A 24,483-nucleotide genomic window follows, 5' to 3' on the forward strand; every position below is an offset into this window, starting at 1 on the left:
TCTTGGGCTGCCGCGCGTGCCCTCCTGGCGGTCCGGAAGCTGTCAGCGTGTGTAGTGCGCAAGCGAAGCTCCCACCCCGCGGGACGTCGCCGGGCAATATCGCGAGGATCGCGACACGCCCGAGCGCGGGGTGCGGCCGCAAGGCCGTGCGCGACGATCCGGACACAGCAACACCAGCACCACCCAGCAAGTCAGGTAGCACAAGCGAGCAGAGAGTTCGGAGAACCGGTGCCCACGATCCAGCAGCTGGTCCGAAAGGGCCGGCAGGACAAGGTCAGCAAGACCAAGACCCCTGCTCTCAAGGGCAGCCCCCAGCGCCGTGGTGTGTGCACGCGTGTGTACACAACCACGCCGAAGAAGCCGAACTCCGCTCTGCGTAAGGTCGCGCGTGTCAAGCTGACCTCCCAGATCGAGGTCACGGCGTACATCCCGGGTGTCGGTCACAACCTGCAGGAGCACTCGATCGTGCTCGTCCGCGGCGGCCGTGTGAAGGACCTTCCCGGCGTCCGGTACAAGATCATCCGCGGTTCCCTCGACACCCAGGGTGTCAAGAACCGTAAGCAGGCTCGCAGCCGTTACGGCGCGAAGAAGGAGAAGAGCTAATGCCCCGCAAGGGCCCGGCCCCTAAGCGGCCGCTCGTCGTCGACCCCGTGTACGGCTCGCCGCTGGTCACCCAGCTGGTGAACAAGATCCTGCTCGACGGGAAGAAGTCCACCGCCGAGAAGATCGTCTACGAAGCGCTGGAAGGTTGCCGCGACAAGACCGGTAACGACCCGGTCATCACGCTCAAGCGTGCGCTGGACAACGTGAAGCCGGCCCTCGAGGTCCGCAGCCGCCGTGTGGGTGGCGCGACCTACCAGGTCCCGGTCGAGGTCAAGGCCGGTCGCTCCACGACCCTCGCGCTGCGTTGGCTCGTCGGCTACTCCCGGGCACGCCGGGAGAAGACGATGACCGACCGTCTGATGAACGAGATCCTGGACGCGAGCAACGGCCTCGGCGCGGCGGTCAAGCGTCGCGAGGACACGCACAAGATGGCGGAGTCCAACCGCGCGTTCGCTCACTACCGCTGGTAATTCAGGCGGTAGTCATCTACCCACCACTGCGGCCGCCGGGATCCGGCGGCCACAGTGGCGCCGGGAAATCCCGGTAGTCAAGCACTGCGGGAAATTCCCCGGCGGAACTGAAACCTCATGAGAGAGGCGATCGACGTGGCACAAGACGTGCTGACGGACCTCAACAAGGTCCGCAACATCGGCATCATGGCTCACATCGACGCCGGCAAGACCACCACCACTGAGCGGATCCTGTTTTACACCGGGATCAACTACAAGATCGGTGAGGTCCACGACGGCGCCGCCACGATGGACTGGATGGAGCAGGAGCAGGAACGTGGCATCACGATCACGTCCGCTGCCACCACCTGTTTCTGGGAAGGCAACCAGATCAACCTGATCGACACCCCCGGGCACGTCGACTTCACGGTCGAGGTCGAGCGCAACCTGCGCGTCCTCGACGGTGCTGTCGCTGTGTTCGACGGCAAGGAGGGTGTCGAGCCGCAGTCCGAGACGGTCTGGCGGCAGGCTGACAAGTACGACGTGCCCCGCATCTGCTTCGTCAACAAGATGGACAAGCTGGGTGCGGACTTCTACTTCACGGTGCAGACGATCATCGATCGTCTGGGCGCCAAGCCGCTGGTCATCCAGATCCCGATCGGTGCTGAGTCTGACTTCACCGGCGTCATCGACCTGATCCACATGCGTGCGCTGACCTGGCGTGGCGACACGGGCAAGGGCGAGGCGTACGAGATCGAGGACATTCCGGCCGACCTTCAGGAGAAGGCCGAGGAGTGGCGTCAGAAGATGCTCGAGACGGTGGCCGAGTCTGACGAGGCGCTGCTCGAGAAGTTCTTCGGTGGCGAAGGTCTCACGCCCGAGGAGATCAAGGGCGCGATCCGGAAGCTGACGATCTCCAGCGAGGTCAACCCGGTTCTGTGCGGTTCGGCGTTCAAGAACAAGGGCGTTCAGCCCATGCTCGACGCCGTGATCGACTACCTGCCGACCCCGCTGGACGTCCCCGACGTCGAAGGGCACCCGCTCAACGACGAAGAGGCCGTGATCACGCGTGCGGCCAACAACGACGCTCCGTTCTCGGCGCTGGCCTTCAAGATCGCCTCGCACCCGTTCTTCGGCAAGCTCACCTACATCCGGGTCTACTCCGGCAAGGTGGCGAGCGGCGCGCAGCTGATCAACTCGACCAAGGGCAAGAAGGAGCGCATCGGGAAGATCTTCCAGATGCACTCCAACAAGGAGAACCCGGTCGACGAGGCTGCTGCGGGCCACATCTACGCGGTCATCGGTCTGAAAGACACCACCACTGGTGAGACTCTTGCAGACCCGACGAACCCGATCGTCCTGGAGTCGATGACCTTCCCGGAGCCGGTCATCTCGGTTGCTATCGAGCCGAAGACCAAGGGCGACCAGGAGAAGCTCGGCACCGCGATCCAGAAGCTCGCCGAAGAGGACCCGACCTTCCAGGTCCGCCAGGACGACGAGACCGGCCAGACGATCATCGCCGGGATGGGCGAGCTCCACCTCGACATCCTGGTCGACCGTATGCGCCGCGAGTTCAAGGTCGAGGCGAACGTCGGCAAGCCGCAGGTGGCGTACCGAGAGACCATCCGCAAGGAGGTCGTGAAGTACGACTACACGCACAAGAAGCAGACCGGTGGTTCGGGCCAGTACGCCAAGGTCCAGGTGACGATCGCACCGATGGACACGTCCGAGGGCGTGTTCTACGAGTTCGAGAACAAGGTCACCGGTGGCCGCATCCCGCGCGAATACATTCCGAGCGTGGATGCTGGTATCCAGGACGCCATGCAGTTCGGCATCCTGGCGGGTTACCCGCTGGTCGGCATCAAGGCCACCCTGCTGGACGGTGCGGCGCACGACGTCGACTCGTCCGAGATGGCGTTCAAGGTTGCCGGCTCGATGGTGCTGAAGGAGGCTGCCCGCAAGGCCAGCCCCGTGCTCCTCGAGCCGATGATGGCAGTCGAGGTGCGTACCCCGATCGAGTACATGGGTGACGTGATCGGCGACCTGAACTCCCGTCGCGGTCAGATCCAGGCCATGGAAGATGTCAGCGGTGCCAAGGTCGTCAAGGCCACGGTTCCGCTGTCGGAGATGTTCGGCTACGTCGGTGACCTGCGCAGCAAGACGCAGGGACGTGCCGTTTACACCATGCAGTTCGACTCTTACGCAGAGGTTCCCCGGAACGTTGCGGAAGAGATCATCAAGAAGGTTCGCGGCGAGTAATCGCGCCACCAGCATTCCCGTCGAACCAAGTACAGATAACAACCCGTCCGACAGGAGGACCCCGTGGCGAAGGCGAAGTTCGAGCGGACTAAGCCGCACGTCAACATCGGTACCATTGGTCACATTGACCACGGTAAGACGACGCTGACGGCTGCGATCAGTAAGACGCTGCACGCCAAGTGGCCGGAGCTCAACCCGGACACCCAGGCGTTCGACCAGATCGACAAGGCGCCCGAAGAGCGCCAGCGCGGTATCACCATCTCGATCGCGCACATCGAGTACCAGACTGAGACGCGCCACTACGCGCACGTCGACTGCCCTGGTCACGCCGACTACATCAAGAACATGATCACTGGTGCGGCCCAGATGGACGGTGCCATCCTCGTGGTGGCGGCGACCGACGGCCCGATGCCCCAGACCCGTGAGCACGTGCTGCTCGCGCGTCAGGTCGGCGTCCCCTACATCGTCGTGGCTCTCAACAAGTCCGACATGGTGGACGACGAAGAGATCATGGAGCTCGTTGAGCTCGAGGTTCGTGAGCTCCTCTCCTCGTACGAGTTCCCGGGCGACGACCTGCCGATCGTGCGGGTCTCCGCGCTGAAGGCTCTCGAGGGCGACCCGGAGTGGCAGGAGAAGGTTCTCGAGCTCCTGGCCGCCGTGGACGAGCACATCCCGGAGCCGGTGCGTGACACCGAGAAGCCGTTCCTCATGCCCATCGAGGACGTCTTCACGATCACCGGTCGTGGAACCGTCGTCACCGGCAAGGTCGAGCGCGGCATCCTGAAGACCAACGAGACTGTTGAAATCGTTGGCATCAAGGACAAGTCGACCACCACCACGGTCACCGCCATCGAGATGTTCCGCAAGACTCTCGATGAGGCCATGGCCGGCGAGAACTGCGGTCTGCTGCTTCGCGGTATCAAGCGCGAAGACGTGGAGCGCGGCCAGGTCGTCGTGAAGCCGGGCTCGATCACTCCCCACACGGAGTTCGAGGCCAACGTCTACATCCTGTCGAAGGATGAGGGCGGCCGGCACACGCCGTTCTACGACTCCTACCGTCCGCAGTTCTACTTCCGGACCACGGACGTCACGGGCGTTGTGAAGCTCCCCGAGGGCACCGAGATGGTCATGCCCGGTGACAACACCGAGATGAGCGTCACGCTGATCCAGCCCATCGCCATGGAGGACGGCCTGCTCTTCGCTATTCGCGAGGGTGGTCGTACCGTCGGCTCGGGCCGCGTCACCAAGATCCTCAAGTAGTACCCACCAGCGGCGGCAGCCTCTCAGGCTGCCGCCGCTGGCGTGCGTCTGGACCCGTAACGCCGTCTGTGCCTTCGTGCCGGGCGTCTCTTCCAGCTCCGATCACCCGAACTCGCGAAGAGCGAAAGCGGGGGAGCGGCAAGGGATCACGGGTCCAGGCGGGCGGTTTTCCGTTTACCGTCAGGACCGCGATTGGTCAATGGCGGGTTACGTCTGGCACACTGGACAGGTTGCTCGCGCACCGTCGCGTCCGTTGCGCCCCTCCTGGGGCCCGGAACGACCGGCACCGGGTAGCCACCAATGCACCATCGGCCCAGCCCTTGGTCCTTCGTTGAAAACGTGGGGCGATTCTGGGCCGCGAACGCGACACGCCCGACCTCGGGGGTCGGTGTTCGCCAGCCCGACCGAAGTAGGGGTGTGAGCGTCGCAGAAGACGTGAAACGCCAGTAAGACAGCAAGTCGCACAGCATTCCTCGTGAATGCGAGGCCCGGACCGCGCACCACGGCCCGGGTGGACCACAGACAGTGCCGATCGGCAGCACCACTCGCCGGAACGCCTGTCGACCAAGCGAAAGAGAGCGCAACGACGCCATGGCGGGACAAAAGATCCGCATCCGGCTGAAGGCCTACGACCACGAGGTCATCGACAGCTCGGCCCGCAAGATCGTCGACACGGTCGTTCGGACGGGCGCGACGGTCGCGGGGCCGGTGCCACTGCCGACGGAAAAGAACGTGTTCTGCGTCATCCGTTCGCCGCACAAGTACAAGGACAGCCGCGAGCACTTCGAGATGCGCACGCACAAGCGGTTGATCGACATCATCAACCCGACGCCGAAGACGGTGGACTCGCTGATGCGGCTTGACCTGCCCGCCGGCGTGGACATCGAGATCAAGCTCTAGAAGGACCTCATCTCATGACTCTGAAGACGATCAGTAAGCCGACGGTGACCACCGTCAAGGGCTTGCTCGGCGAGAAGCTCGGGATGACCCAGGTCTGGGACGCGAACAACCGGCTCGTCCCGGTCACCGTCATCCAGGTCGGTCCGTGCGTCGTCACGCAGGTGCGCAACGCAGAGGGCGACGGTTACCCGGCGGTTCAGATCGCGTACGGCGCGATCGACCCCCGCAAGGTGACCAAGCCGCTGGCCGGGCACTTCGAGAAGGCCGGCGTCACGCCGCGCCGTCACGTGCTCGAGCTGCGCACGGCGAACGCCGCCGAGTACAGCCTGGGCCAGGAGCTCACCGTGGAGACCTTCGAGGCCGGCCAGGTGGTCGACGTCTCCGGTACCACCAAGGGCAAGGGCCACGCCGGTGTCATGAAGCGTCACGGCTTCAAGGGCCTCGGCGCCTCGCACGGTACGCAGCGCAAGCACCGTTCCCCGGGTTCCATCGGCGGTTGCGCCACCCCGGGTCGCGTGTTCAAGGGCATGCGGATGGCCGGCCGTATGGGTGGCGAGCGGCAGACCACGCAGAACCTCAGCGTGTACGCCGTCGACGCCGAGCGCGGTCTGCTCCTGATCAAGGGTGCCGTCCCGGGGCCGCGCGGCGGCATCGTCCTGGTTCGCACCGCGGCGAAGAAGGGCTGAAACGATGGCCACCGAAACCACCACCAACCTGAGCCTGAACGTCGTCGACGGCACGGGTGAGAAGGTCGGCACCGTCGACCTCCCCGCCGCCATCTTCGACGTCCAGACCAACGTGCCCCTGATCCACCAGGTCGTCGTGGCCCAGCTGGCCGCGGCCCGCCAGGGCACGCACGACACGAAGACCCGTGGCGAAGTTCGCGGTGGCGGCCGTAAGCCGTACCGCCAGAAGGGCACCGGCCGCGCCCGTCAGGGCTCGACCCGTGCTCCTCAGTTCGCCGGCGGTGGCGTTGTCCACGGACCGCACCCGCGGGACTACTCACAGCGGACCCCGAAGAAGATGATCGCCGCCGCGCTGCGGGGATCCCTCTCGGACCGCAACCGTCACGGTCGCGTTCACGTGCTCTCCGAGCTCGTGAAGGGTGACGCCCCGTCCACCAAGGCGGTGCGCAAGGCCCTCGCCGGCCTGACCGAGCGGGAGAACCTGCTGGTCGTCGTGACCCGCACGGACGAGGTCGGCCAGCGGAGCCTGTCCAACCTGGACGGCATCCACGTGCTGCCCTTCGACCAGCTGAACGCCTACGACGTGCTCTGCGCCGACGACGTGGTGTTCACCAAGGCCGCGCTGGACTCGTTCCTCGAGAGCCCGGTCGTCACCAAGGTCACCGCGAAGGAGGCTGCCAAGTGAGCAGCATCGGAAGCGTCCACAAGGACCCGCGCGACATCCTGCTGGCGCCGGTTGTCTCGGAGAAGAGCTACAGCCTCCTCGACGAGGGCAAGTACACCTTCCTGGTGGACCCGCGGGCCAACAAGACCGAGATCAAGATTGCCGTCGAGACGGTCTTCGGGGTCAAGGTCTCGGCCGTCAACACCGCGAACCGGCAGGGTAAGACCCGCCGCACGCGGAACGGCCTGGGCAAGCGCAAGGACACCAAGCGCGCCATCATCACGCTGAGCGAAGGCACCATCGACATCTTCGGCGGGCCGGTCTCCTGACGCCCGTACGTTCCTATCCGGCGATTCAGTCGCTGGATTGAGGGCGTCCGAAGACCGACATCCGAGAAACAGCAAGAGGACTGACTCACATGGGAATCCGCAAGTACAAGCCGACGACGCCGGGCCGCCGTGGTTCGTCCGTCGCCGACTTCGTGGAGATCACCCGGTCGGAGCCGGAGAAGTCCCTGGTGCGCCCGCTGACCAAGAGCGGCGGCCGGAACAACACCGGCCGGATCACCACCCGGCACAAGGGCGGCGGTCACAAGCGCGCCTACCGGGTGATCGACTTCCGTCGTCACGACAAGGACGGCATTCCGGCCACGGTCGCTCACATCGAGTACGACCCCAACCGCACGGCGCGTATCGCGCTGCTGCACTACGCGGACGGCGAAAAGCGTTACATCGTCGCGCCGACCAAGCTCAAGCAGGGCGACCGGATCGAGAACGGCCCCACGGCCGACATCAAGCCGGGTAACAGCCTCGAGCTGCGCAACATCCCCGTCGGTACGGTCGTCCACGCGATCGAGCTGCGTCCGGGCGGCGGGGCCAAGATCGCCCGCTCGGCCGGTTCCTCGGTCCAGCTGGTCGCCCGTGAGGGCCGCTTCGCTCAGCTCCGTCTGCCGTCCGGTGAGATCCGGAACGTGGACGTGCGCTGCCGCGCGACGGTCGGCGAGGTCGGCAACGCCGAGCAGTCGAACATCAACTGGGGCAAGGCCGGCCGCATGCGCTGGAAGGGCAAGCGCCCGACGGTGCGCGGTGTGGCCATGAACCCGATCGACCACCCGCACGGTGGTGGTGAGGGTAAGACCTCTGGTGGTCGCCACCCGGTCAGCCCCTGGGGCCAGGCCGAGGGACGCACGCGTCGCCCCAACAAGGAGAGCGACAAGATGATCGTTCGCCGCCGCCGTTCCGGCAAGAAGCGCTGATAGGAGCCTTTCGAGAATGCCTCGCAGTCTGAAGAAGGGTCCCTTCGTCGACGACCACCTGCAGAAAAAGGTGGACGTTCAGAACGAGAAGGGGACCAAGACAGTCATCCGGACCTGGTCCCGGCGCTCGATGATCGTGCCCGACATGCTCGGTCACACGATCGCCGTGCACGACGGCCGCAAGCACGTCCCGGTGTTCGTCACCGAGTCGATGATCGGTCACAAGCTGGGCGAGTTCGCCCCCACCCGCACGTTCCGCGGACACGAGAAGGACGACCGCAAGGGTCGCCGGCGCTGATCGCGCCCACCCAAGCAGTCAGAAGCGACAGAAGGTAGGAAGTAGCGATGGAAGCCAAGGCGCAGGCGCGGTATGTCCGTGTCACGCCCATGAAGGCCCGCCGCGTCGTCGACCTCATCCGCGGGAAGCAGGCGCCGCAGGCGATCGCCACGCTGGAGTTCGCTCCGCAGGCCGCCAGCGAGCCGGTGCTCAAGGTCGTGCAGAGCGCGATCGCGAACGCACGGGTGAAGGCCGCTGCCGCGTCCGAGGCGTTCGACGAGCGCACCCTGGTCATCCAGGAGGCTTACGTGGACGAGGGCCCGACGCTCAAGCGGTTCCGGCCGCGGGCACAGGGCCGGGCGTACCGGATCCGTAAGCGGACCGCCCACATCACTGTGGTCGTCGGTCCGGCCGAGAAGAAGGGCGGCCCCCAGGCCGTCTCCGCGAATGGGAGGACCCGCTAGTGGGCCAGAAGGTCAACCCGCACGGGTTCCGCCTGGGCATCACCACCGAGCACAAGAGCCGGTGGTTCGCTGACAGCACCAAGGGTGGGCAGCGGTACCGCGACTACGTGAAGGAAGACGTCGCGATCCGCAAGCTCATGTCCAAGGGCATGGAGCGGGCCGGCATCAGCCGCGTGGAGATCGAGCGCACCCGGGACCGGGTTCGCGTCGACATCCACACCGCGCGTCCGGGCATCGTCATCGGTCGCCGTGGCGCCGAGGCCGACCGGATCCGTGGCGAGCTCGAGAAGCTCACGGGCAAGCAGGTTCAGCTGAACATCCTCGAGGTGAAGAACCCCGAGGTCGACGCTCAGCTGGTCGCCCAGGGCATCGCCGAGCAGCTGGCCAGCCGGGTCTCCTTCCGCCGCGCGATGCGCAAGGGCATGCAGTCCTCGCTCCGCGCCGGTGCCAAGGGCATCCGGGTGCAGTGCTCGGGCCGTCTCGGCGGCGCCGAGATGAGCCGTTCGGAGTTCTACCGCGAGGGCCGCGTGCCCCTGCACACGCTCCGCGCGAACATCGACTACGGCCTGTACGAGGCCCGCACCACCTTCGGCCGCATCGGCGTGAAGGTGTGGATCTACAAGGGCGACATCACCAGCCGCGAGCTCGCTCGCGAGCAGGCTGCCGCCCCGGCGCGTGGCCCGCGTCGCGACGGTCCGGGTGGCCCCGGTGGCCGCGCGGCTCGCCCGCAGCGTCGTCGTCCGCAGCAGTCCGCTGACAGCGCCCCCGCTGCCGAGGCGCCCGCCGCCTCCGCGCCGGCCGCTGACGCGCCTGCCGCTACCGGATCGGAGGCCTGAGCACCATGCTGATCCCGCGTCGGGTCAAGTACCGCAAGCAGCACCACCCCAGCCGCTCCGGCATGTCGAAGGGCGGCACCGCCGTGACCTTCGGCGAGTGGGGCATCCAGGCTCTGGAGCCTGCGTACGTGACCAACCGGCAGATCGAGTCGGCGCGTATCGCGATCACTCGTCACATCCGTCGTGGCGGCAAGGTCTGGATCAACATCTACCCGGACCGCCCGCTGACCAAGAAGCCCGCCGAGACCCGCATGGGTTCCGGTAAGGGTTCCCCGGAGTGGTGGGTCGCGAACGTCAAGCCTGGTCGCGTGATGTTCGAACTCTCGTTCCCGACTGAAAAGGTGGCGAAGGAAGCCCTCACCCGGGCGATCCACAAGCTGCCGATGAAGTGCCGGATCGTCCGGCGCGAAGGCGGTGAAAGCTGATGGCCGTCGGTTCCAAAGATCTGAACCCGGTTAACCTGCGCGGTTTCGACCAGGAGCGCTTGGCCGAGGAGCTGAAGAAGGCGAAGGAAGAGCTCTTCAACCTTCGCTTCCAGTCCGCGACCGGCCAGCTGGAAAACAACATGCGGCTGCGTGCTGTCAAGCGGGACATCGCCCGCATCTACACGGTGATGCGCGAGCGCGAGCTCGGTATCACCGTCACCCCGGAGGCCTGAGCATGAGTGAGAACACCCAGGCTGACGTTGAGGTGCGCGGCAACCGTAAGGGACGCCGCGGCTACGTCGTCAGCGACAAGATGGACAAGACCGTGGTGGTCGAGGTCGAGGACCGGGTCAAGCACCCGCTCTACGGCAAGGTCATCCGGCGCACCACCAAGGTGAAGGTGCACGACGAGGCCAACACCGCTGGTGTCGGCGACCTGGTGTCGATCTCGGAGACCCGTCCGCTGTCGGCCACCAAGCGCTGGCGCCTGGTCGAGATTCTGGAGAAGGCCAAGTGATTCAGCAGGAATCGCGGCTCCGCGTCGCCGACAACACCGGTGCGAAGGAGATCCTCTGCATCCGCGTGCTCGGCGGCTCCGGCCGTCGGTACGCCGGCATCGGTGATGTCATCGTCGCGACCGTCAAGGACGCCATTCCCGGCGGCAACGTCAAGAAGGGCGACGTCGTCAAGGCCGTCATCGTGCGCACCGTCAAGGAGCGCCGCCGGCCGGACGGCTCGTACATCCGCTTCGACGAGAACGCCGCGGTGATTCTCCGCAACGACGGCGACCCGCGTGGCACCCGTATCTTCGGGCCGGTCGGTCGCGAGCTGCGTGACAAGAAGTTCATGAAGATCATTTCGCTGGCACCGGAGGTGCTCTGAGATGGCGAAGATGAGGATCAAGAAGGGCGACACCGTCCAGCTGATCACTGGTCGCAGCCAGAAGAACGGTGGCGACCGGAACAAGACCGGCAAGGTGATCTCCGTGAACACGGAGACCCAGCGGGTCCTGGTCGAGGGGCTCAACCGGGTCAAGCGCCACACCAAGGAGGGACAGTCCAGCCGGGGTTCGCAGACCGGCGGGATCATCACTCAGGAGGCAGCGATCCACATCAGCAACCTGATGCTGGTCGACCCCGAGACCAAGAAGGCCACCCGCGTCGGCACCCGGGTCGAGACCGTCGAGCGCGACGGCAAGACCAAGACCGTGCGGGTTCGCTACGCCAAGCGTTCCGGTAAGGATCTGTGACGATGACTGTGACCGAAGAGGGCACCAAGGTGCAGCCGCGTCTGCGTGCGCGCTACGACGCGGAGATCGCGCCCGAGCTGCGCAAGCAGTTCAACTACCCGAACGTGATGCAGACCCCGCGTCTGGTCAAGGTCGTCGTGAACATGGGTGTGGGCGAGGCTGCCCGCGACTCCAAGCTGATCGACGGCGCGGTGCGCGACCTGAGCGCGATCACCGGCCAGAAGCCGCAGGTCACCAAGGCCCGCAAGTCCATCGCGCAGTTCAAGCTGCGTGAGGGCATGCCGATCGGCGCGCACGTCACGCTGCGTGGCGACCGCATGTGGGAGTTCCTGGACCGCCTGGTGAGCATCGCTCTGCCGCGTATCCGCGACTTCCGTGGACTCAGCGGCAAGCAGTTCGACGGGCGTGGCAACTACACGTTCGGCCTGAACGAGCAGTCCATGTTCCACGAGATCGACCAGGACCGGATCGACCGCGTTCGGGGTATGGACATCACGGTCGTCACGACGGCCACCAATGACGAAGAGGGGCGAGTCTTCCTGAAGCTCCTCGGTTTCCCGTTCAAGGAGAACTGACGTGGCGAAGACTGCGCTGATCAACAAGGCGGCGCGTAAGCCGAAGTTCGGTGTCCGGGGTTACACCCGGTGCCAGCGCTGCGGCCGCCCGCACTCTGTCTACCGCAAGTTCGGCCTGTGCCGGATCTGCCTGCGCGAGATGGCCCACCGGGGCGAACTGCCCGGCGTCACCAAGAGCAGCTGGTAGGCCGGCCGTGTCACAGCTGACAATTCCGACCCCAGGCGCCACTTCGGTGGCGCCCCGGTCCGGCCGTCGTCGGACGGTGCGCAACAATCGCATGGTTTCGCTGCGCTCCAGCCTTCCGACCGGCTTGGTGACGCTGCGGCACGATGTACCGGAGTACCTCCCCGAGTTCCTCGAGCCCGAGGTTCTCGAAGCAGCAACTACGCCACAGGTCGACGCCTCCGAGAAGGTTGCCGAAACCGTGGTGGGAAAGGGCGGACAAGCCCAATGGTGATGACCGATCCGATCGCGGACATGTTGACCCGCGTACGGAACGCGAACTCCGCGTACCACGACCAGACCCAGATGCCTTACAGCAAGCTGAAGGCGAACGTGGCCGAACTCCTCAAGTCGGAGGGCTACATCTCCTCCTGGGAGATCGCTGACGCCGAGGTGGGCAAGACGCTCACCGTCAAGCTGAAGTTCGGCCCCAACCGGGAGCGCTCGATCGCCGGTCTCCGGCGGATCAGCAAGCCCGGTCTGCGGGTCTACGCGAAGTCGACGAACCTGCCCCGGGTCCTTGGTGGCCTCGGCGTGGCGATCCTGTCGACCTCGTCCGGGCTCATGACCGACAAGCAGGCCAAGCAGAAGGGCGTAGGTGGGGAAGTCCTCGCCTACGTCTGGTAACGGGAAGGGAGAGAGAGCATGTCCCGAATCGGACGACTGCCGATCACCGTTCCCGCCGGCGTCGACGTGAACCTCGACGGCGCGCAGGTGTCGGTGAAGGGCCCCAAGGGGACCCTGAACCTCACCGTTGCCGCCCCGATCACCGTCGCCCGCGAGGACGACGGAACGGTGAAGGTCACGCGCCCCGACGACGAGCGTACGTCGCGCGCACTGCACGGTCTGACCCGCACGCTGATCGCCAACATGGTGGTCGGTGTGACCGAGGGTTACACCAAGAAGCTTGAGATCGTTGGCACGGGTTACCGGGTCCAGGCGAAGGGCTCCAACCTGGAGTTCGCCCTGGGCTACAGCCACTCGATCACGGTGGAGCCGCCGGCCGGCGTCACCTTCGCGGTGGAGGGCCCGACGAAGTTCTCGGTGTCCGGCATCGACAAGCAGGCTGTCGGCGAGGTCGCCGCCAACCTGCGCAAGCTGCGTAAGCCCGACCCCTACAAGGGCAAGGGCGTCCGCTACGCCGACGAAGTGATCAAGCGCAAGGTCGGAAAGGCGGGTAAGAAGTAATGGCTATCGGTGTCAAGCGCAGCGGCGGTGGCTCGGTCCGCAACAAGCAGGCCTCCCGTACCCGTCGCCACCTGCGAGTGCGCAAGCAGCTGCGGGGCTCCACGGAGCGCCCGCGCCTGGTCGTGAACCGTTCCGCCCGACACGTTTTCGTGCAGGTCGTGGACGACACGCAGGGCAAGACCCTGGCGTCGGCCTCCACCATGGAGGCAGACCTGCGGGGCCTGGACGGCGACAAGACCGCCAAGGCCCGCCGTGTCGGCGAGCTGCTCGGCGAGCGCGCCAAGGCCGCCGGTGTCACCGCTGTGGTCTTCGACCGCGGTGGCAACAGGTACCACGGTCGTGTCGCCGCAATTGCGGACGGCGCCCGTGAGGCCGGGCTGGTCCTCTAGCCCATGCGCACGCTGACCTTTACGAAGCGAGAGAGAAGGAACGTCTGATGGCTGGACCTCAGCGTCGCGGGCCCGGGGGTAACACCAACTCCGGCGGGCCGACCAGCGGCGGCGAGAACAGCGGCGGCGGCGGTCGCCGGGGCGGCCGTGACCGCGACAACCGTGGTGGTCGTGACGGCGGCCAGGACAAGAACCAGTTCGTCGAGCGCGTCGTCGCGATCAACCGGGTTGCCAAGGTCGTGAAGGGTGGTCGTCGCTTCAGCTTCACCGCCCTGGTGGTCGTCGGTGACGGCGACGGCACGGTCGGCGTCGGTTACGGCAAGGCCAAGGAAGTACCCGCCGCGATCGCGAAGGGCGTTGAAGAGGCGAAGAAGGCCTTCTTCAAGGTTCCGCGTATCCAGGGCACGATTCCTCACCGGATCCAGGGTGAGGAAGCGGCCGGCGTCGTGCTGCTCATGCCGGCTTCGCCCGGTACCGGTGTTATCGCCGGTGGTCCGGTGCGCGCCGTGCTGGAGTGCGCCGGTATTCACGACGTGCTGAGCAAGTCGCTCGGCTCGGACAACGCGATCAACGTCGTTCACGCGACCGTTGCCGCGCTGCGTGGTCTCGAGCGTCCGGAAGAGGTTGCGGCCCGTCGTGGTCTGCCTCTCGAGGACGTCGCTCCGGTCGCCATGCTGCGCGCCCGGGCCGCGGGGGTGGCCGGCTGATGGCTCAGCTGAAGGTCACCCAGATCAAGTCGAAGATCGGCGGCAAGCAGAACCAGCGCGACTCGTTGCGCTCGCTCGGCCTGAAGCGGATCGGGCACTCTGTGATCAAGGAAGACCGTCCCGAGATTCGCGGGATGGTCAACACGGTGCGGCATCTCGTCACCGTCGAGGAGGTGGACTGAGATGGCAGAAGGCCAGCGCGAGCACGCGCTGAAGGTGCATCACCTGCGCCCGGCCCCCGGGGCCAAGACGGCCAAGATCCGGGTCGGTCGTGGTGAAGGCGGCAAGCGCGGTAAGACCGCGGGTCGCGGTACCAAGGGTACGAAGGCCCGTTACCAGGTTCCGGCCCGGTTCGAGGGTGGGCAGATGCCCCTCCACATGCGGCTCCCGAAGCTGCGTGGGTTCAAGAACCCGTTCCGGACCGAGTACCAGGTCGTCAACCTGGACAAGCTCAGCTCCCTGTTCCCCGACGGCGGCAGCGTCTCCGTCGAGGACCTGGTGGCCAAGGGTGCAGTCCGTGAGGGACACCTGGTCAAGGTTCTGGGCGACGGCGAGATCTCGGTTGCGATCAACGTGACCGCGAACAAGTTCTCCGCCAGCGCCAAGGAGAAGCTCGCTGCTGCCGGTGGCAGCGCCACCGAGCTGTAGCACCTGCTCGACCAGCTCGATTTCTGACACCCCGGTGACTCCCGAAATATGGGAGTCGCCGGGGTGTTAAGGTCACACGACCGGCGTCTTGCAGATCGGCGGGCCCAGGTGGCTCACAGCCGTTCTGTCGGGCGCACCAACGGCCCAATCCAATGGCCCGTCACGACGAGCTGCCCTGTGTTGGGCAGCGCGCAGGAGGTTTTGCGTGCTCACCGCGTTCTTCCGGGCGTTTCGAACCCCTGATCTGCGGCGCAAGATCTTCTTCACCGTAGCGATCATGGCGCTCTTCCGCCTGGGGTCGTATGTCCCGACCCCCGGCGTCGACTACGCGGCCGTACGTCGCTGTGTGGACCTCGCGAGCAACAGCAGCTCGTCCGGCCTCTACGAGCTGGTGAACCTGTTCAGCGGTGGTGCGTTGCTGCAGCTGTCGATCTTCGCGCTCGGGATCATGCCGTACATCACGGCCTCGATCATCATCCAGCTGCTCACCGTGGTCATTCCACGGTTCGAAGCGCTGAAGGAGGAAGGTCAGTCCGGCACCGCCCAACTGACCCAGTACACGCGATATCTGACCATCGGTCTCGCGGTGCTGCAGTCGACCACCTTCGTGGCGATCTCCCGTCAGCAGGGTGGCCTCTTCACCAACTGCACCGAGACGCTGATCCCGAACGACGACCTCTTCACCCTCGGCGTCATGGTTCTGACCATGACGGCGGGTACCGGCTTCATCATGTGGCTGGGTGAGCTCGTCACCGAGAAGGGCATCGGCAACGGTATGTCGTTGCTGATCTTCACCTCGATCGCATCGGCGTTCCCGGGTTCGCTCTGGTCGATCAAGACGCAGCGGGGCTTCGACACCTTCTTCATCGTGATCGGTCTCGGTCTGCTGATCATGGCCGCGGTCATCTTCGTCGAGCAGAGCCAGCGCCGCATCCCGGTGCAGTACGCCAAGCGGCAGGTCGGCCGGCGGGCGTACGGCGGCACGACGACCTACATCCCGATCAAGGTGAACATGGCGGGCGTCATCCCGGTCATCTTCGCCTCGTCGCTGCTGTACCTGCCGGCCCTGATCGCCCAGTTCCAGGGGCAGAACAGCACCGCCGGCTGGGTGGTCTGGATCCGGGACCACCTGGTGAAGGGCGACCACCCGATCTACATCGCGCTCTACTTCGCGCTGATCGTCTTCTTCACGTACTTCTACGTGGCGATCACGTTCAACCCGGACGAGGTCGCCGAGAACATGAAGAAGTACGGCGGCTTCATCCCCGGAATCCGCGCGGGCCGACCGACGGCCGACTACCTCGAATATGTTCTGAGTCGCATTACTCTTGCTGGTGCTCTGTACCTCGGCATGGTGGCATTGATCCCTCTGATCGCGTTGATCCTGGTCGACGCGAATCAGAACTTCCCCTTCGGCGGTACGAGCATCCTCATCGTCGTCGGAGTGGGTCTGGAAACGGTCAAGCAGATCGAGTCCCAGTTGCAGCAGCGTCACTATGAAGGGTTCCTGCGATGAGAGCGGTGCGTCGATGAGGCTTGTGATCCTCGGTCCACCCGGCGCTGGAAAGGGCACACAGGCCAAGAAGGTCGCGTCCCACTTCGGCATCCCGGCGATCTCGACCGGTGACATCTTCCGGCAGAACGTCACGGACGGAACGCCGCTCGGCAAGCAGGTCGAGGAGATCATGAAGTCCGGGAAGTACGTGCCGGACGAGGTCACCAACGAGATGGTGCGCAACCGCCTCCTCGAGGAGGATGCCGCTGTCGGGTTCCTGCTGGACGGTTATCCGCGTACCGCGGCGCAGGTCGACGAGCTCGACTCGATGATCGCGACCTCGGGCACGAAGCTGGATGCTGTGCTCGAGCTGACCGTGGACATGGACGAAGTGGTGGACCGTCTGCTCAAGCGGGCCGAGATCGAAGGTCGCCCGGACGACACCGAAGACGTCATCCGGCACCGGCTCGAGGTCTACACCGAGCAGACCGCTCCGCTCGTGCACATCTACTCGGACCGCAACCTGCTGCTGCGGGTCGACGGCATGGGTGACATCAGCGACGTGACCAGCCGGCTCCTGGCCGCCTGCAACGACTTCGCTGTCTGAACCAACCAAGAGAGAACCAAGAATGCTCGGTCGCGACCGGATCCAGTACAAGACGCCCGATCAGGTCCGCCTCATGCGGGCCGCCGGGCTGATCGTCGCCGACGCCCTCCAGGCCGTGCGTGACGCACTGGCCCCCGGGCTGACGACGAGTGACCTGGACCGGGTCGCGAACGAGCTGATCGTCGGGCGGGGCGCGACGCCGTCGTTCCTGAACTACGGCCGTCCGCCCTACCCCGCCACGCTCTGCGTGTCGGTGAACGACGAGGTCGTGCACGGCATCCCGGGCAGCAAGGTGCTCAGGGCGGGCGACGTGGTGAGCGTCGACTGCGGGGCCATCCTGGCCGGCTGGCACGGCGACTCGGCCTTCACCGCGGTGGTGCCCGGTGACAGCGAGCGGGACCCGGAACAGGCCAAGGCCGACCAGGACCTGATCGACACCACCGAGGAGTCGATGTGGCGCGGGATCGCGGCCATCGTCGCGGGAGAACGCCTGAACGCGATCGGTGTGGCGGTCGAGGACTTCGTCGGTGACCGCTTCGGCCTGGTCGAGGACTACGGCGGTCACGGCATCGGCACCGAGATGCACCAGGCCCCGCACGTGCTGAACTACCGCACGCGTGACCGTGGACCGAAACTCAAGACCGGCATCTGCCTGGCCATCGAGCCGATGCTCACCGCCGGTAACCCGGACACCCGGGTGCTCGCCGACGAGTGGACCGTGGCCACGGTGGACGGCGGGAACGCCGCTCACTGGGAGCACTCGGTGGCTCTGCTCGAAGACGGCCTCTGGGTGCTCACGGCCCCCGACGGCGGGGTCTCGAAACTGACCGAACTGGGCGCTGCGGTCTCTTCCCTGGCCACCCCGGCCTAGGCTCGATTTCGCCGTCCACCATGGTATGGCGTAGACTTTTACGTCGGCTCATGTGCTGAATTTCTTCGTCGTCCGGGAACACCCGGTGACGGCCTGAGACAGCCTCTAGACGTCAGTCTGAGCCGTCTGATGAAACGCCTGATCGTTCCGGTCCTGTAGTTGGAGGGCCGGGTAGCGGCCGGGCGCCGCGATGAACGATCGACAGGAAAAGCGGAGGACATGCCGAAGAAAGACGGTGTCATCGAGATTGAAGGCAGCGTGGTGGAGGCGCTGCCGAATGCCATGTTCCGCGTGGAGCTTTCCAACGGGCACAAGGTACTCGCGCACATCTCCGGCAAGATGCGCCAGCACTACATCCGGATCCTTCCGGAAGACCGGGTGGTGGTCGAGCTGAGCCCGTACGACCTCTCCCGTGGGCGCATCGTCTACCGCTACAAGTGACACCTCCACACACCACCGCCCCGTTCCATCAGCCACTCTGAGAAATCACGAGAAGCCACGATGAAGGTCAAGCCGAGCGTCAAGAAGATCTGCGACAAGTGCCGAGTGATCCGCCGTAACGGCCGGGTCATGGTGATCTGCGACAACGTGCGCCACAAGCAGCGTCAGGGCTGATCCAAGCCCCGCAGAACCACCGCACCATCGCAGGATCTGAGCAAAACAGCAGCGCACGTCTCTGAGGTGCAGGGCGACACGCCCGACCTCGGGGTACGACACCCCCGGACAACTGGGCCGGGGACCCTCGCGGTAGTCCCACGCAGGGAAATGTCGCTGCTCCACACCTGGTAACGAGCAGAGAAGAGAACTCCTGCAATGGCACGTCTCGTTGGAGTCGACCTCCCGCGCGAAAAGCGCCTCGAGGTCGCCCTCACCTACATCTTCGGCGTCGGCAAGACCCGCGCCAAGGAGACCCTCGCCGCGACCGGCCTGAGCGCCGACCTGCGCGTGCGTGAGCTGAGCGAGGAAGACCTCGTCCGTCTGCGCGACCACCTCGAGGGCAACTTCAAGCTCGAGGGTGACCTGCGCCGCGAGGTTGCCGCCGACATCCGCCGCAAGGTCGAGATCGGTTGCTACGAGGGTCTGCGTCACCGTCGTGGCCTGCCGGTCCGCGGTCAGCGCACCAAGACGAACGCTCGTACCCGCAAGGGCCCGAAGCGCACCGTGGCCGGCAAGAAGAAGGCCGGCAAGAAGTAGTCCAGCTCCAATCCCTGAACCAAGGGTCCGGAGCACGGACCGACGACCTCCGCCTTATTCGTAGGAAGAGCTTTCAATGCCTCCCAAGTCACGCCAGTCCGCTGCGTCGCGCAAGCCGCGTCGCAAGGAGAAGAAGAACGTCGCTCACGGGCACGCCCACATCAAGAGCACGTTCAACAACACCATCGTCTCGATCACCGACCCGGCCGGAAACGTCATTGCGTGGGCGTCCTCGGGCCAGGTCGGCTTCAAGGGCTCGCGTAAGTCCACTCCGTTCGCCGCGCAGATGGCGGCCGAGGCCGCTGCCCGCCGCGCGCAGGAGCACGGCATGCGCAAGGTCGACGTCTTCGTGAAGGGCCCGGGCTCGGGCCGCGAGACCGCGATCCGCTCGCTCCAGGCCACCGGCCTCGAGGTCGGCTCGATCCAGGACGTCACCCCGACGCCGCACAACGGTTGCCGCCCGCCGAAGCGTCGTCGCGTCTAACGCTTCACCCGGCCCGCCGGTCGGACAGAGGACCGGCGGGCTCACCCCCAGCAGGCGTCATATAGCGGTCGCCTGTAGCGAAAGGGAAAACACCAGTGCTGATTGCACAGCGCCCCATCCTCGCCGAGGAAGCAGTCTCCGAGCACCGTTCCCGGTTCGTCATCGAGCCGCTGGAGCCGGGTTTCGGGTACACCCTCGGTAACTCGCTCCGTCGCACCCTGCTCTCGAGCATCCCGGGCGCGTCGGTCACCAGCATCCGCATCGACGGTGTGCTGCACGAGTTCACCACCGTGCCCGGTGTCAAGGAAGACGTCACCGAGCTCATCCTGAACATCAAGCGTCTGGTCGTCTCCTCGGAGCACGACGAGCCGATCGTGATGTACCTGCGCAAGCAGGGTCCGGGTACGGTCACCGCCGCGGACATCGCTCCGCCGGCCGGTGTCGAGGTGCACAACCCCGACCTGCACATCGCCACGCTGAACGGCAAGGGCAAGCTCGAGCTCGAGCTGACGGTCGAGCGCGGTCGTGGCTACGTGTCGGCCAACCAGAACAAGACCGGTGAGCAGGAGATCGGTCGTATCCCGATCGACTCCATCTACTCGCCGGTGCTGAAGGTCACGTACAAGGTCGAGGCGACCCGTGTCGAGCAGCGCACCGACTTCGACCGGCTGATCGTCGACGTCGAGACCAAGCCGTCGATGCAGCCGCGCGACGCCATGGCGAGCGCCGGCAAGACGCTGGTCGAGCTGTTCGGCCTGGCCCGTGAGCTCAACCTCGAGGCCGAGGGCATCGACATGGGCCCGTCCCCGTCGGACGCCGCCCTGGCCGCCGATCTGGCTCTGCCGATCGAGGAGCTCGACCTCACGGTCCGGTCGTACAACTGCCTCAAGCGCGAGGGCATCCACACCGTGGGTGAACTCGTCGGGCGCAGTGAGGCCGACCTGCTCGACATCCGTAACTTCGGCGCCAAGTCGATCGACGAGGTCAAGGCCAAGCTTCACGGCATGAACCTGGCGCTCAAGGACAGCCCGCCCGGGTTCGACCCCACCCTCGTCGTCGACAGCTTCGGAGCGGACGACGACATGTCGTTCGCCGAGGACGAGCAGCTCTGACAACCCCATAGCCCGGCGCGGGACGCGAACCCCCGTGCCCGGGTTGTGCATCTCTAGGAGTCACAGACATGCCCACGCCCACCAAGGGTCCCCGTCTCGGGGGTGGTCCCGCGCACGAGCGGCTGATGCTCGCCAACCTCGCGACCCAGCTGTTCACGCACAAGTCCATCACCACCACGCAGACGAAGGCCAAGCGCATGCAGCCCCTGGCTGAGCGCATGATCACCTTCGCGAAGCGCGGTGACCTGGCGGCCCGCCGCCGGGTGCTGCAGACGATCACGGACAAGGGCGTCGTGCACACGCTCTTCACCGAGATCGCGCCGGTCGTGGCGGAGCGTAAGGGTGGCTACACCCGGATCACCAAGATCGGTAACCGCAAGGGCGACAACGCCCCCATGGTCGTCATCGAGCTGGTCCTGGACCCGCTGACCGCCGGTCAGTCGACCGTGCGTGAGGCTGAGGCCGCCACCGGTCGCGCCGCCCGGGGCAACAAGTCCGTGGCCGCCGAGCAGGCCGCCGAGGACACCGCGACCGAGGCGGAGAACGCCAAGGTCGACGGTGACGCCGAGGGTTCGGTCGACGCCGCCGCCCAGTCCGAGACCGCTGCCGTTGCGGCCGAGGCCGAGGCTCCGGGTAGCGACGAGGCCAAGGACGCCAAGGCTGCTGCCGAGGTTGCCGAAGAGTCTGCCGACGACGCGGTCGACGGCAAGAAGTAAGTTCCACGCCGCCGAGCCCGTCATCCCCGTCCTGGGGGTGGCGGGCTCGCGTCGTTGTGGTCACCGAAACAGAGAGAGCCCAGTGCTTTTGGACGTTGTTGAGCCCCCGCTGTCCACGGTGAGAGTTCGCCTGGACCTGGGTTACGACGGCACGGACTTCAGCGGCTGGGCCGCCCAGCCCGGCCGCCGCACGGTCGAGGAGACCCTGTCGACGGGACTGGGCACGATCCTGCGCCTGCCCGGCGGCCCGAAATTGACGGTGGCCGGCCGCACCGATGCCGGCGTGCACGCGAACGGCCAGGTGGCGCACGCCGACATTCCGGCCGACGCCTGGAACCGGTTGCCCGGCCGCAGTGACCGGGCTCCGGAGCAGGCCGTCCTGACCCGGCTGGCGGGTGTTCTGCCGGGTGACATCCGGGTGCACGGTGCCTCGATCGCCGCCGAGGGTTTCGATGCCCGCTTCTCCGCGATCAACCGGCGCTACGCGTACCGGATCAGTGACCACCCCAGCGGGCCACCTCCGCTGCGCCGCCGCGACGTCCTGAGCCACCGGCGTCCTCTGGACGAAGCCGCCATGACCCGGGCCGCCCGCACGCTGACCGGACTCAACGACTTCGCCGCGTTCTGCAAGTACCGCGAGGGTGCGACCACGATCCGCACCCTGCTCGCCTACGAGTGGCATCGCGACGAGCAGGGTCTGCTCGTGGCCACGGTGCTCGCCGACGCCTTCTGCCACTCGATGGTGCGGGCCCTGGTCGGTGCCGTGCTGCCGGTGGGGGAGGGGCGTAAGCCCGACGACTGGCCCGCCCAGGTACTGACCGAGGGGCATCGCGACCCGCGCGTCGCGGTGGTGCCCCCCCACGGCCTGGTGCTGGAAGAGGTCGGGTACCCCGCGGACGACGAACTGGCGGCCCGGGCGAAGGAGTCAAGGGCGGTACGCACCCTGCCGTAGTCCGCTGACCGATCGGGTGTCACTCGTCACGTGCTGTTCACGCGAAAAGGCACAGAAGACCCTTAGGCTCCTCCACCGTGACGACGACGAGGCGTAATTACGCGACCGGCGCCAAGGTGCTCGCGGCGGCGACGGGACTGGCGGGGCTGGGCATTCTGGCTCCGGGGACCGCGCAGGCAGCGACGTGCACGGGCGACGTGACCGCGATCGGCAGCATCCAGGGCAGCGGCGCCGCGGCGGCGATCACCGGCGCGGTGACCGTGCGCGGCGTGGTCGTCAGCGACAACGAGGGATCCTCGCCCACCCTGCAGGGGTTCTTCCTGCAGGACGGCGGTGACCAGGACAAGGCCACGTCGGACGGGATCTTCGTCTACGCACCGGGAAAGAACCAGGTCAGCGTGGGTGACGAGGTCCAGGTCACCGGTACCGCGGCGGAGTACCAGGGGCAGACCCAGATCACGTCCACCGCCCTGGACCTGTGCGCGACCGGTCAGAAGGTGAAGCCGACCACGGTGAAGCTGCCCCTGGCCTCGGCGACCGCCCTGGAGCGCTACGAGGGCATGCTGGTGCGCCTGCCGCAGAGGCTCACCGTCTCCGAGCACTACCTGCTGGGCCGGTTCGGCCAGGTCACGGTGTCGAGCAAGGGCCGGCTGATGCAGCCGACCAACGTGTACGCCGCGGACGACCCGAAGCGGGCGCAGCTGCAGGCGAAGAACACCCTGAACCAGCTGATCGTCGACGACGCGCTGAACAACCAGAACGCCGACCCGATCGGGTTCGGCCGCGACGGCAAGCCGCTGAGCGCCACGAACACCCTGCGCACCGGCGACACGGTGAAGAACGCGACCGGCGTGCTGACCTACACCTGGGCCGGTAACGCGGCCAGTCCCAACGCCTGGCGCCTGCGCCCGGTCGGCGCCCTGAACGGCGCCGCGGACTTCCAGGCGACCAACCCCCGCCCGAAGACCTCGAAGGTCAAGGGGGACGTGACCGTCGCCAGCAGCAACGTGCTGAACTACTTCAACACCTTCACCGGCTGCACGTACGGCGTGGGGGGCGCGGCCACCGACTGCCGCGGTGCGGAGAACGCCGCCGAGCTGGAGCGGCAGACCGCCAAGGAGATCGCCGCGCTGAAGAGCCTGGACGCCGACGTGGTCGGCCTGATGGAGATCGAGAACGACGGCTACGGCGCCGACAGCGCGATCGCCACCCTGACCGACGCCCTGAACGCGTCCACCGCGCCCGGCACCTACGCGTACGTGGACGCGGACGCGGCCACCGGCGTCGTCAATGTGGCCGGTGACGACGCGATCAAGGTCGGGATGCTCTATAAGCCGGCCAAGGTCACCCCGGTCAAGACCCTGGTCGAGAACGATGACCTGTTCGAGCGTCACCCGCTGGCCGTGACCTTCAGGACCCCGAAGAACGCCAAGGTCAGCGTGGTGGTGAACCACTTCAAGTCGAAGGGCTGCGACGGCGCGACCGGGCTGGACACCGACCAGGGCGACGGTCAGAGCTGCTGGAACGCCCACCGCACCGAGCAGGCCACGACACTGGCGGGCTGGATCGACTCGACGCTGGTGCCGGCCGCGGGCGACAAGGACGTGCTGGTCATCGGTGACCTGAACTCGTACGCCAAGGAAGACCCGATCCTGGCCCTGAACGACCTGGGTTACACGGACATGATCGACAAGGAGATCGGCAGCGACAAGGCCTACTCGTACGTGTTCAGCGCCCAGTCCGGTTACCTCGACCAGGCCCTGGCCAGCTCGTCACTGAAGAGCCAGGTGAAGGACGTGCTGGACGTGCACATCAACGCCGACGAGCCTTCGGTGCTGGACTACAACACCAACTTCAAGTCCGCCGGGCAGATCACGTCGCTGTACGCCCCCGACCGGTTCCGTACCTCGGACCACGACCCGGTACTCATCGGTCTGGATCTGAAGAAGTAACGATCTTCGGACGCTCACGAATGGCGGCCGCGGCGCGAAAGTG

The 24,483-nt window shown here is 66.2% G+C and carries 36 protein-coding genes and 1 pseudogene; all 37 read left to right on the forward strand.

Features of this window, described 5'->3' with window-relative positions; genetic code table 11:
* Nucleotides 1–228 precede the first annotated feature (228 nt).
* Nucleotides 229–603, forward strand: coding sequence for a 30S ribosomal protein S12 (gene rpsL / locus QSK05_RS05150; protein ID WP_052530777.1), 375 nt, complete (start codon nt 229–231; stop codon nt 601–603).
* The gene (gene rpsG, locus QSK05_RS05155) at nt 603–1,073 is read left to right on the forward strand and encodes a 30S ribosomal protein S7 (protein WP_231482812.1); all 471 of its coding nucleotides are present in this window, start codon (nt 603–605) and stop codon (nt 1,071–1,073) included. Before rpsL ends, rpsG begins: the two co-directional genes overlap by 1 nt.
* 135 nt (nt 1,074–1,208) lie before the next feature.
* On the forward strand, nt 1,209–3,311 hold the full coding sequence (fusA, locus tag QSK05_RS05160) for an elongation factor G (protein WP_285595169.1): 2,103 nt from the start codon (nt 1,209–1,211) through the stop codon (nt 3,309–3,311).
* 63 nt (nt 3,312–3,374) lie between these two features.
* Complete coding sequence (gene tuf, locus QSK05_RS05165; protein WP_285594411.1) at nt 3,375–4,571, forward strand: elongation factor Tu; 1,197 nt, start codon at nt 3,375–3,377, stop codon at nt 4,569–4,571.
* A 591-nt stretch (nt 4,572–5,162) separates the two neighbouring features.
* On the forward strand, nt 5,163–5,471 hold the full coding sequence (gene rpsJ, locus QSK05_RS05170) for a 30S ribosomal protein S10 (RefSeq protein ID WP_052530780.1): 309 nt from the start codon (nt 5,163–5,165) through the stop codon (nt 5,469–5,471).
* A gap of 14 nt (nt 5,472–5,485) precedes the next feature.
* Nucleotides 5,486–6,157, forward strand: a complete 672-nt coding sequence (gene rplC, locus QSK05_RS05175) for a 50S ribosomal protein L3 (protein WP_231482807.1) — start codon at nt 5,486–5,488, stop codon at nt 6,155–6,157.
* A gap of 4 nt (nt 6,158–6,161) precedes the next feature.
* Nucleotides 6,162–6,842 carry a 50S ribosomal protein L4 gene (gene rplD, locus QSK05_RS05180; protein WP_231482806.1) on the forward strand — a complete coding sequence of 227 codons (681 nt, stop codon included), beginning with the start codon at nt 6,162–6,164 and terminating at the stop codon, nt 6,840–6,842.
* A gap of 5 nt (nt 6,843–6,847) precedes the next feature.
* Nucleotides 6,848–7,150, forward strand: a complete 303-nt coding sequence (gene rplW, locus QSK05_RS05185; RefSeq protein WP_231482911.1) for a 50S ribosomal protein L23 — start codon at nt 6,848–6,850, stop codon at nt 7,148–7,150.
* An 89-nt stretch (nt 7,151–7,239) separates the two neighbouring features.
* The gene (rplB, locus tag QSK05_RS05190) at nt 7,240–8,076 is read left to right on the forward strand and encodes a 50S ribosomal protein L2 (RefSeq protein WP_231482805.1); all 837 of its coding nucleotides are present in this window, start codon (nt 7,240–7,242) and stop codon (nt 8,074–8,076) included.
* 16 nt (nt 8,077–8,092) lie between these two features.
* A complete protein-coding gene (rpsS, locus tag QSK05_RS05195) occupies nt 8,093–8,374 on the forward strand; it encodes a 30S ribosomal protein S19 (RefSeq protein WP_052530784.1) in 282 nt (93 codons plus the stop codon).
* 47 nt (nt 8,375–8,421) lie between these two features.
* Nucleotides 8,422–8,817 (forward strand): 50S ribosomal protein L22, encoded by a 396-nt coding sequence (gene rplV / locus QSK05_RS05200; RefSeq protein WP_285594415.1) that lies wholly within the window; start codon nt 8,422–8,424, stop codon nt 8,815–8,817.
* A complete protein-coding gene (rpsC, locus tag QSK05_RS05205; protein ID WP_231482801.1) occupies nt 8,817–9,653 on the forward strand; it encodes a 30S ribosomal protein S3 in 837 nt (278 codons plus the stop codon). Before rplV ends, rpsC begins: the two co-directional genes overlap by 1 nt.
* A 5-nt stretch (nt 9,654–9,658) precedes the next feature.
* Entirely contained in the window at nt 9,659–10,078 is a 420-nt protein-coding gene (gene rplP / locus QSK05_RS05210; RefSeq protein ID WP_231482799.1) for a 50S ribosomal protein L16, read from the forward strand.
* Nucleotides 10,078–10,290: pseudogene (gene rpmC / locus QSK05_RS05215) on the forward strand (50S ribosomal protein L29); the annotation flags it as partial. The gene rplP and the pseudogene rpmC, both read left to right, overlap by 1 nt.
* 23 nt (nt 10,291–10,313) lie before the next feature.
* Nucleotides 10,314–10,595 (forward strand): 30S ribosomal protein S17, encoded by a 282-nt coding sequence (gene rpsQ, locus QSK05_RS05220; RefSeq protein ID WP_231482789.1) that lies wholly within the window; start codon nt 10,314–10,316, stop codon nt 10,593–10,595.
* Nucleotides 10,592–10,960: a 50S ribosomal protein L14 gene (gene rplN, locus QSK05_RS05225; protein WP_214154112.1), complete on the forward strand. Its 369-nt coding sequence runs from the start codon at nt 10,592–10,594 to the stop codon at nt 10,958–10,960. Before rpsQ ends, rplN begins: the two co-directional genes overlap by 4 nt.
* Nucleotide 10,961: 1 nt before the next feature.
* A complete protein-coding gene (gene rplX / locus QSK05_RS05230) occupies nt 10,962–11,327 on the forward strand; it encodes a 50S ribosomal protein L24 (protein WP_231482787.1) in 366 nt (121 codons plus the stop codon).
* 2 nt (nt 11,328–11,329) lie between these two features.
* Complete coding sequence (gene rplE, locus QSK05_RS05235) at nt 11,330–11,902, forward strand: 50S ribosomal protein L5 (protein ID WP_285594419.1); 573 nt, start codon at nt 11,330–11,332, stop codon at nt 11,900–11,902.
* A 1-nt stretch (nt 11,903) separates the two neighbouring features.
* Entirely contained in the window at nt 11,904–12,089 is a 186-nt protein-coding gene (locus QSK05_RS05240) for a type Z 30S ribosomal protein S14 (protein WP_052530793.1), read from the forward strand.
* 91 nt (nt 12,090–12,180) lie between these two features.
* Entirely contained in the window at nt 12,181–12,360 is a 180-nt protein-coding gene (locus tag QSK05_RS05245; RefSeq protein WP_285594422.1) for a hypothetical protein, read from the forward strand.
* Complete coding sequence (gene rpsH / locus QSK05_RS05250) at nt 12,354–12,752, forward strand: 30S ribosomal protein S8 (RefSeq protein WP_285594424.1); 399 nt, start codon at nt 12,354–12,356, stop codon at nt 12,750–12,752. Before QSK05_RS05245 ends, rpsH begins: the two co-directional genes overlap by 7 nt.
* 18 nt (nt 12,753–12,770) lie before the next feature.
* Nucleotides 12,771–13,313: a 50S ribosomal protein L6 gene (gene rplF, locus QSK05_RS05255; protein ID WP_285594426.1), complete on the forward strand. Its 543-nt coding sequence runs from the start codon at nt 12,771–12,773 to the stop codon at nt 13,311–13,313.
* Nucleotides 13,313–13,702: a 50S ribosomal protein L18 gene (gene rplR, locus QSK05_RS05260; RefSeq protein WP_231482778.1), complete on the forward strand. Its 390-nt coding sequence runs from the start codon at nt 13,313–13,315 to the stop codon at nt 13,700–13,702. Before rplF ends, rplR begins: the two co-directional genes overlap by 1 nt.
* A 47-nt stretch (nt 13,703–13,749) precedes the next feature.
* Nucleotides 13,750–14,409, forward strand: coding sequence for a 30S ribosomal protein S5 (gene rpsE / locus QSK05_RS05265; RefSeq protein WP_285594428.1), 660 nt, complete (start codon nt 13,750–13,752; stop codon nt 14,407–14,409).
* Nucleotides 14,409–14,591, forward strand: coding sequence for a 50S ribosomal protein L30 (gene rpmD, locus QSK05_RS05270; protein WP_285594430.1), 183 nt, complete (start codon nt 14,409–14,411; stop codon nt 14,589–14,591). Before rpsE ends, rpmD begins: the two co-directional genes overlap by 1 nt.
* A gap of 1 nt (nt 14,592) precedes the next feature.
* On the forward strand, nt 14,593–15,057 hold the full coding sequence (gene rplO / locus QSK05_RS05275; protein WP_231482774.1) for a 50S ribosomal protein L15: 465 nt from the start codon (nt 14,593–14,595) through the stop codon (nt 15,055–15,057).
* Nucleotides 15,058–15,262: 205 nt separating this feature from the next.
* Nucleotides 15,263–16,573, forward strand: coding sequence for a preprotein translocase subunit SecY (gene secY, locus QSK05_RS05280; protein WP_285594433.1), 1,311 nt, complete (start codon nt 15,263–15,265; stop codon nt 16,571–16,573).
* 13 nt (nt 16,574–16,586) lie between these two features.
* Nucleotides 16,587–17,159, forward strand: coding sequence for an adenylate kinase (locus tag QSK05_RS05285; RefSeq protein WP_285594435.1), 573 nt, complete (start codon nt 16,587–16,589; stop codon nt 17,157–17,159).
* A gap of 22 nt (nt 17,160–17,181) precedes the next feature.
* Entirely contained in the window at nt 17,182–18,030 is an 849-nt protein-coding gene (gene map / locus QSK05_RS05290; protein WP_285594436.1) for a type I methionyl aminopeptidase, read from the forward strand.
* A gap of 219 nt (nt 18,031–18,249) precedes the next feature.
* Nucleotides 18,250–18,471 (forward strand): translation initiation factor IF-1, encoded by a 222-nt coding sequence (infA, locus tag QSK05_RS05295; RefSeq protein ID WP_052530803.1) that lies wholly within the window; start codon nt 18,250–18,252, stop codon nt 18,469–18,471.
* 60 nt (nt 18,472–18,531) lie between these two features.
* Entirely contained in the window at nt 18,532–18,645 is a 114-nt protein-coding gene (rpmJ, locus tag QSK05_RS05300) for a 50S ribosomal protein L36 (protein WP_214154137.1), read from the forward strand.
* 198 nt (nt 18,646–18,843) lie between these two features.
* Nucleotides 18,844–19,224 carry a 30S ribosomal protein S13 gene (gene rpsM, locus QSK05_RS05305; protein WP_231482763.1) on the forward strand — a complete coding sequence of 127 codons (381 nt, stop codon included), beginning with the start codon at nt 18,844–18,846 and terminating at the stop codon, nt 19,222–19,224.
* 76 nt (nt 19,225–19,300) lie between these two features.
* Nucleotides 19,301–19,708, forward strand: coding sequence for a 30S ribosomal protein S11 (gene rpsK, locus QSK05_RS05310; RefSeq protein ID WP_285594440.1), 408 nt, complete (start codon nt 19,301–19,303; stop codon nt 19,706–19,708).
* A 95-nt stretch (nt 19,709–19,803) separates the two neighbouring features.
* A complete protein-coding gene (locus QSK05_RS05315; protein ID WP_231482756.1) occupies nt 19,804–20,820 on the forward strand; it encodes a DNA-directed RNA polymerase subunit alpha in 1,017 nt (338 codons plus the stop codon).
* A 68-nt stretch (nt 20,821–20,888) separates the two neighbouring features.
* Complete coding sequence (gene rplQ, locus QSK05_RS05320) at nt 20,889–21,536, forward strand: 50S ribosomal protein L17 (RefSeq protein ID WP_285594443.1); 648 nt, start codon at nt 20,889–20,891, stop codon at nt 21,534–21,536.
* Between the two features lie 118 nt (nt 21,537–21,654).
* Nucleotides 21,655–22,488, forward strand: coding sequence for a tRNA pseudouridine synthase A (locus QSK05_RS05325; RefSeq protein ID WP_285594445.1), 834 nt, complete (start codon nt 21,655–21,657; stop codon nt 22,486–22,488).
* A gap of 77 nt (nt 22,489–22,565) precedes the next feature.
* Nucleotides 22,566–24,440: an ExeM/NucH family extracellular endonuclease gene (locus QSK05_RS05330; protein WP_285594447.1), complete on the forward strand. Its 1,875-nt coding sequence runs from the start codon at nt 22,566–22,568 to the stop codon at nt 24,438–24,440.
* Nucleotides 24,441–24,483: the final 43 nt, after the last annotated feature.

It is taken from the genome of Kineosporia sp. NBRC 101731, assembly GCF_030269305.1.
Taxonomy (GTDB): Bacteria; Actinomycetota; Actinomycetes; order Actinomycetales; family Kineosporiaceae; genus Kineosporia.

Coding starts and splice junctions, on each gene's coding strand:
- rplB (WP_231482805.1), top strand. CDS start 7,240: ATGGGAATCCGCAAGTACAAGCCGACGACGCCGGGCCGCCGTGGTTCG.
- rplF (WP_285594426.1), top strand. CDS start 12,771: ATGTCCCGAATCGGACGACTGCCGATCACCGTTCCCGCCGGCGTCGAC.
- rpsS (WP_052530784.1), top strand. CDS start 8,093: ATGCCTCGCAGTCTGAAGAAGGGTCCCTTCGTCGACGACCACCTGCAG.
- map (WP_285594436.1), top strand. CDS start 17,182: ATGCTCGGTCGCGACCGGATCCAGTACAAGACGCCCGATCAGGTCCGC.
- rplP (WP_231482799.1), top strand. CDS start 9,659: ATGCTGATCCCGCGTCGGGTCAAGTACCGCAAGCAGCACCACCCCAGC.
- QSK05_RS05245 (WP_285594422.1), top strand. CDS start 12,181: ATGGTTTCGCTGCGCTCCAGCCTTCCGACCGGCTTGGTGACGCTGCGG.
- rpsJ (WP_052530780.1), top strand. CDS start 5,163: ATGGCGGGACAAAAGATCCGCATCCGGCTGAAGGCCTACGACCACGAG.
- QSK05_RS05285 (WP_285594435.1), top strand. CDS start 16,587: ATGAGGCTTGTGATCCTCGGTCCACCCGGCGCTGGAAAGGGCACACAG.
- rpsG (WP_231482812.1), top strand. CDS start 603: ATGCCCCGCAAGGGCCCGGCCCCTAAGCGGCCGCTCGTCGTCGACCCC.
- rplD (WP_231482806.1), top strand. CDS start 6,162: ATGGCCACCGAAACCACCACCAACCTGAGCCTGAACGTCGTCGACGGC.
- infA (WP_052530803.1), top strand. CDS start 18,250: ATGCCGAAGAAAGACGGTGTCATCGAGATTGAAGGCAGCGTGGTGGAG.
- rplX (WP_231482787.1), top strand. CDS start 10,962: ATGGCGAAGATGAGGATCAAGAAGGGCGACACCGTCCAGCTGATCACT.
- rpmD (WP_285594430.1), top strand. CDS start 14,409: ATGGCTCAGCTGAAGGTCACCCAGATCAAGTCGAAGATCGGCGGCAAG.
- rpmJ (WP_214154137.1), top strand. CDS start 18,532: ATGAAGGTCAAGCCGAGCGTCAAGAAGATCTGCGACAAGTGCCGAGTG.
- rpsE (WP_285594428.1), top strand. CDS start 13,750: ATGGCTGGACCTCAGCGTCGCGGGCCCGGGGGTAACACCAACTCCGGC.
- rplC (WP_231482807.1), top strand. CDS start 5,486: ATGACTCTGAAGACGATCAGTAAGCCGACGGTGACCACCGTCAAGGGC.
- rpsM (WP_231482763.1), top strand. CDS start 18,844: ATGGCACGTCTCGTTGGAGTCGACCTCCCGCGCGAAAAGCGCCTCGAG.
- rplE (WP_285594419.1), top strand. CDS start 11,330: ATGACTGTGACCGAAGAGGGCACCAAGGTGCAGCCGCGTCTGCGTGCG.
- rplO (WP_231482774.1), top strand. CDS start 14,593: ATGGCAGAAGGCCAGCGCGAGCACGCGCTGAAGGTGCATCACCTGCGC.
- rpsK (WP_285594440.1), top strand. CDS start 19,301: ATGCCTCCCAAGTCACGCCAGTCCGCTGCGTCGCGCAAGCCGCGTCGC.
- rpsH (WP_285594424.1), top strand. CDS start 12,354: ATGGTGATGACCGATCCGATCGCGGACATGTTGACCCGCGTACGGAAC.
- rplV (WP_285594415.1), top strand. CDS start 8,422: ATGGAAGCCAAGGCGCAGGCGCGGTATGTCCGTGTCACGCCCATGAAG.
- rpsQ (WP_231482789.1), top strand. CDS start 10,314: ATGAGTGAGAACACCCAGGCTGACGTTGAGGTGCGCGGCAACCGTAAG.
- rplR (WP_231482778.1), top strand. CDS start 13,313: ATGGCTATCGGTGTCAAGCGCAGCGGCGGTGGCTCGGTCCGCAACAAG.
- rplQ (WP_285594443.1), top strand. CDS start 20,889: ATGCCCACGCCCACCAAGGGTCCCCGTCTCGGGGGTGGTCCCGCGCAC.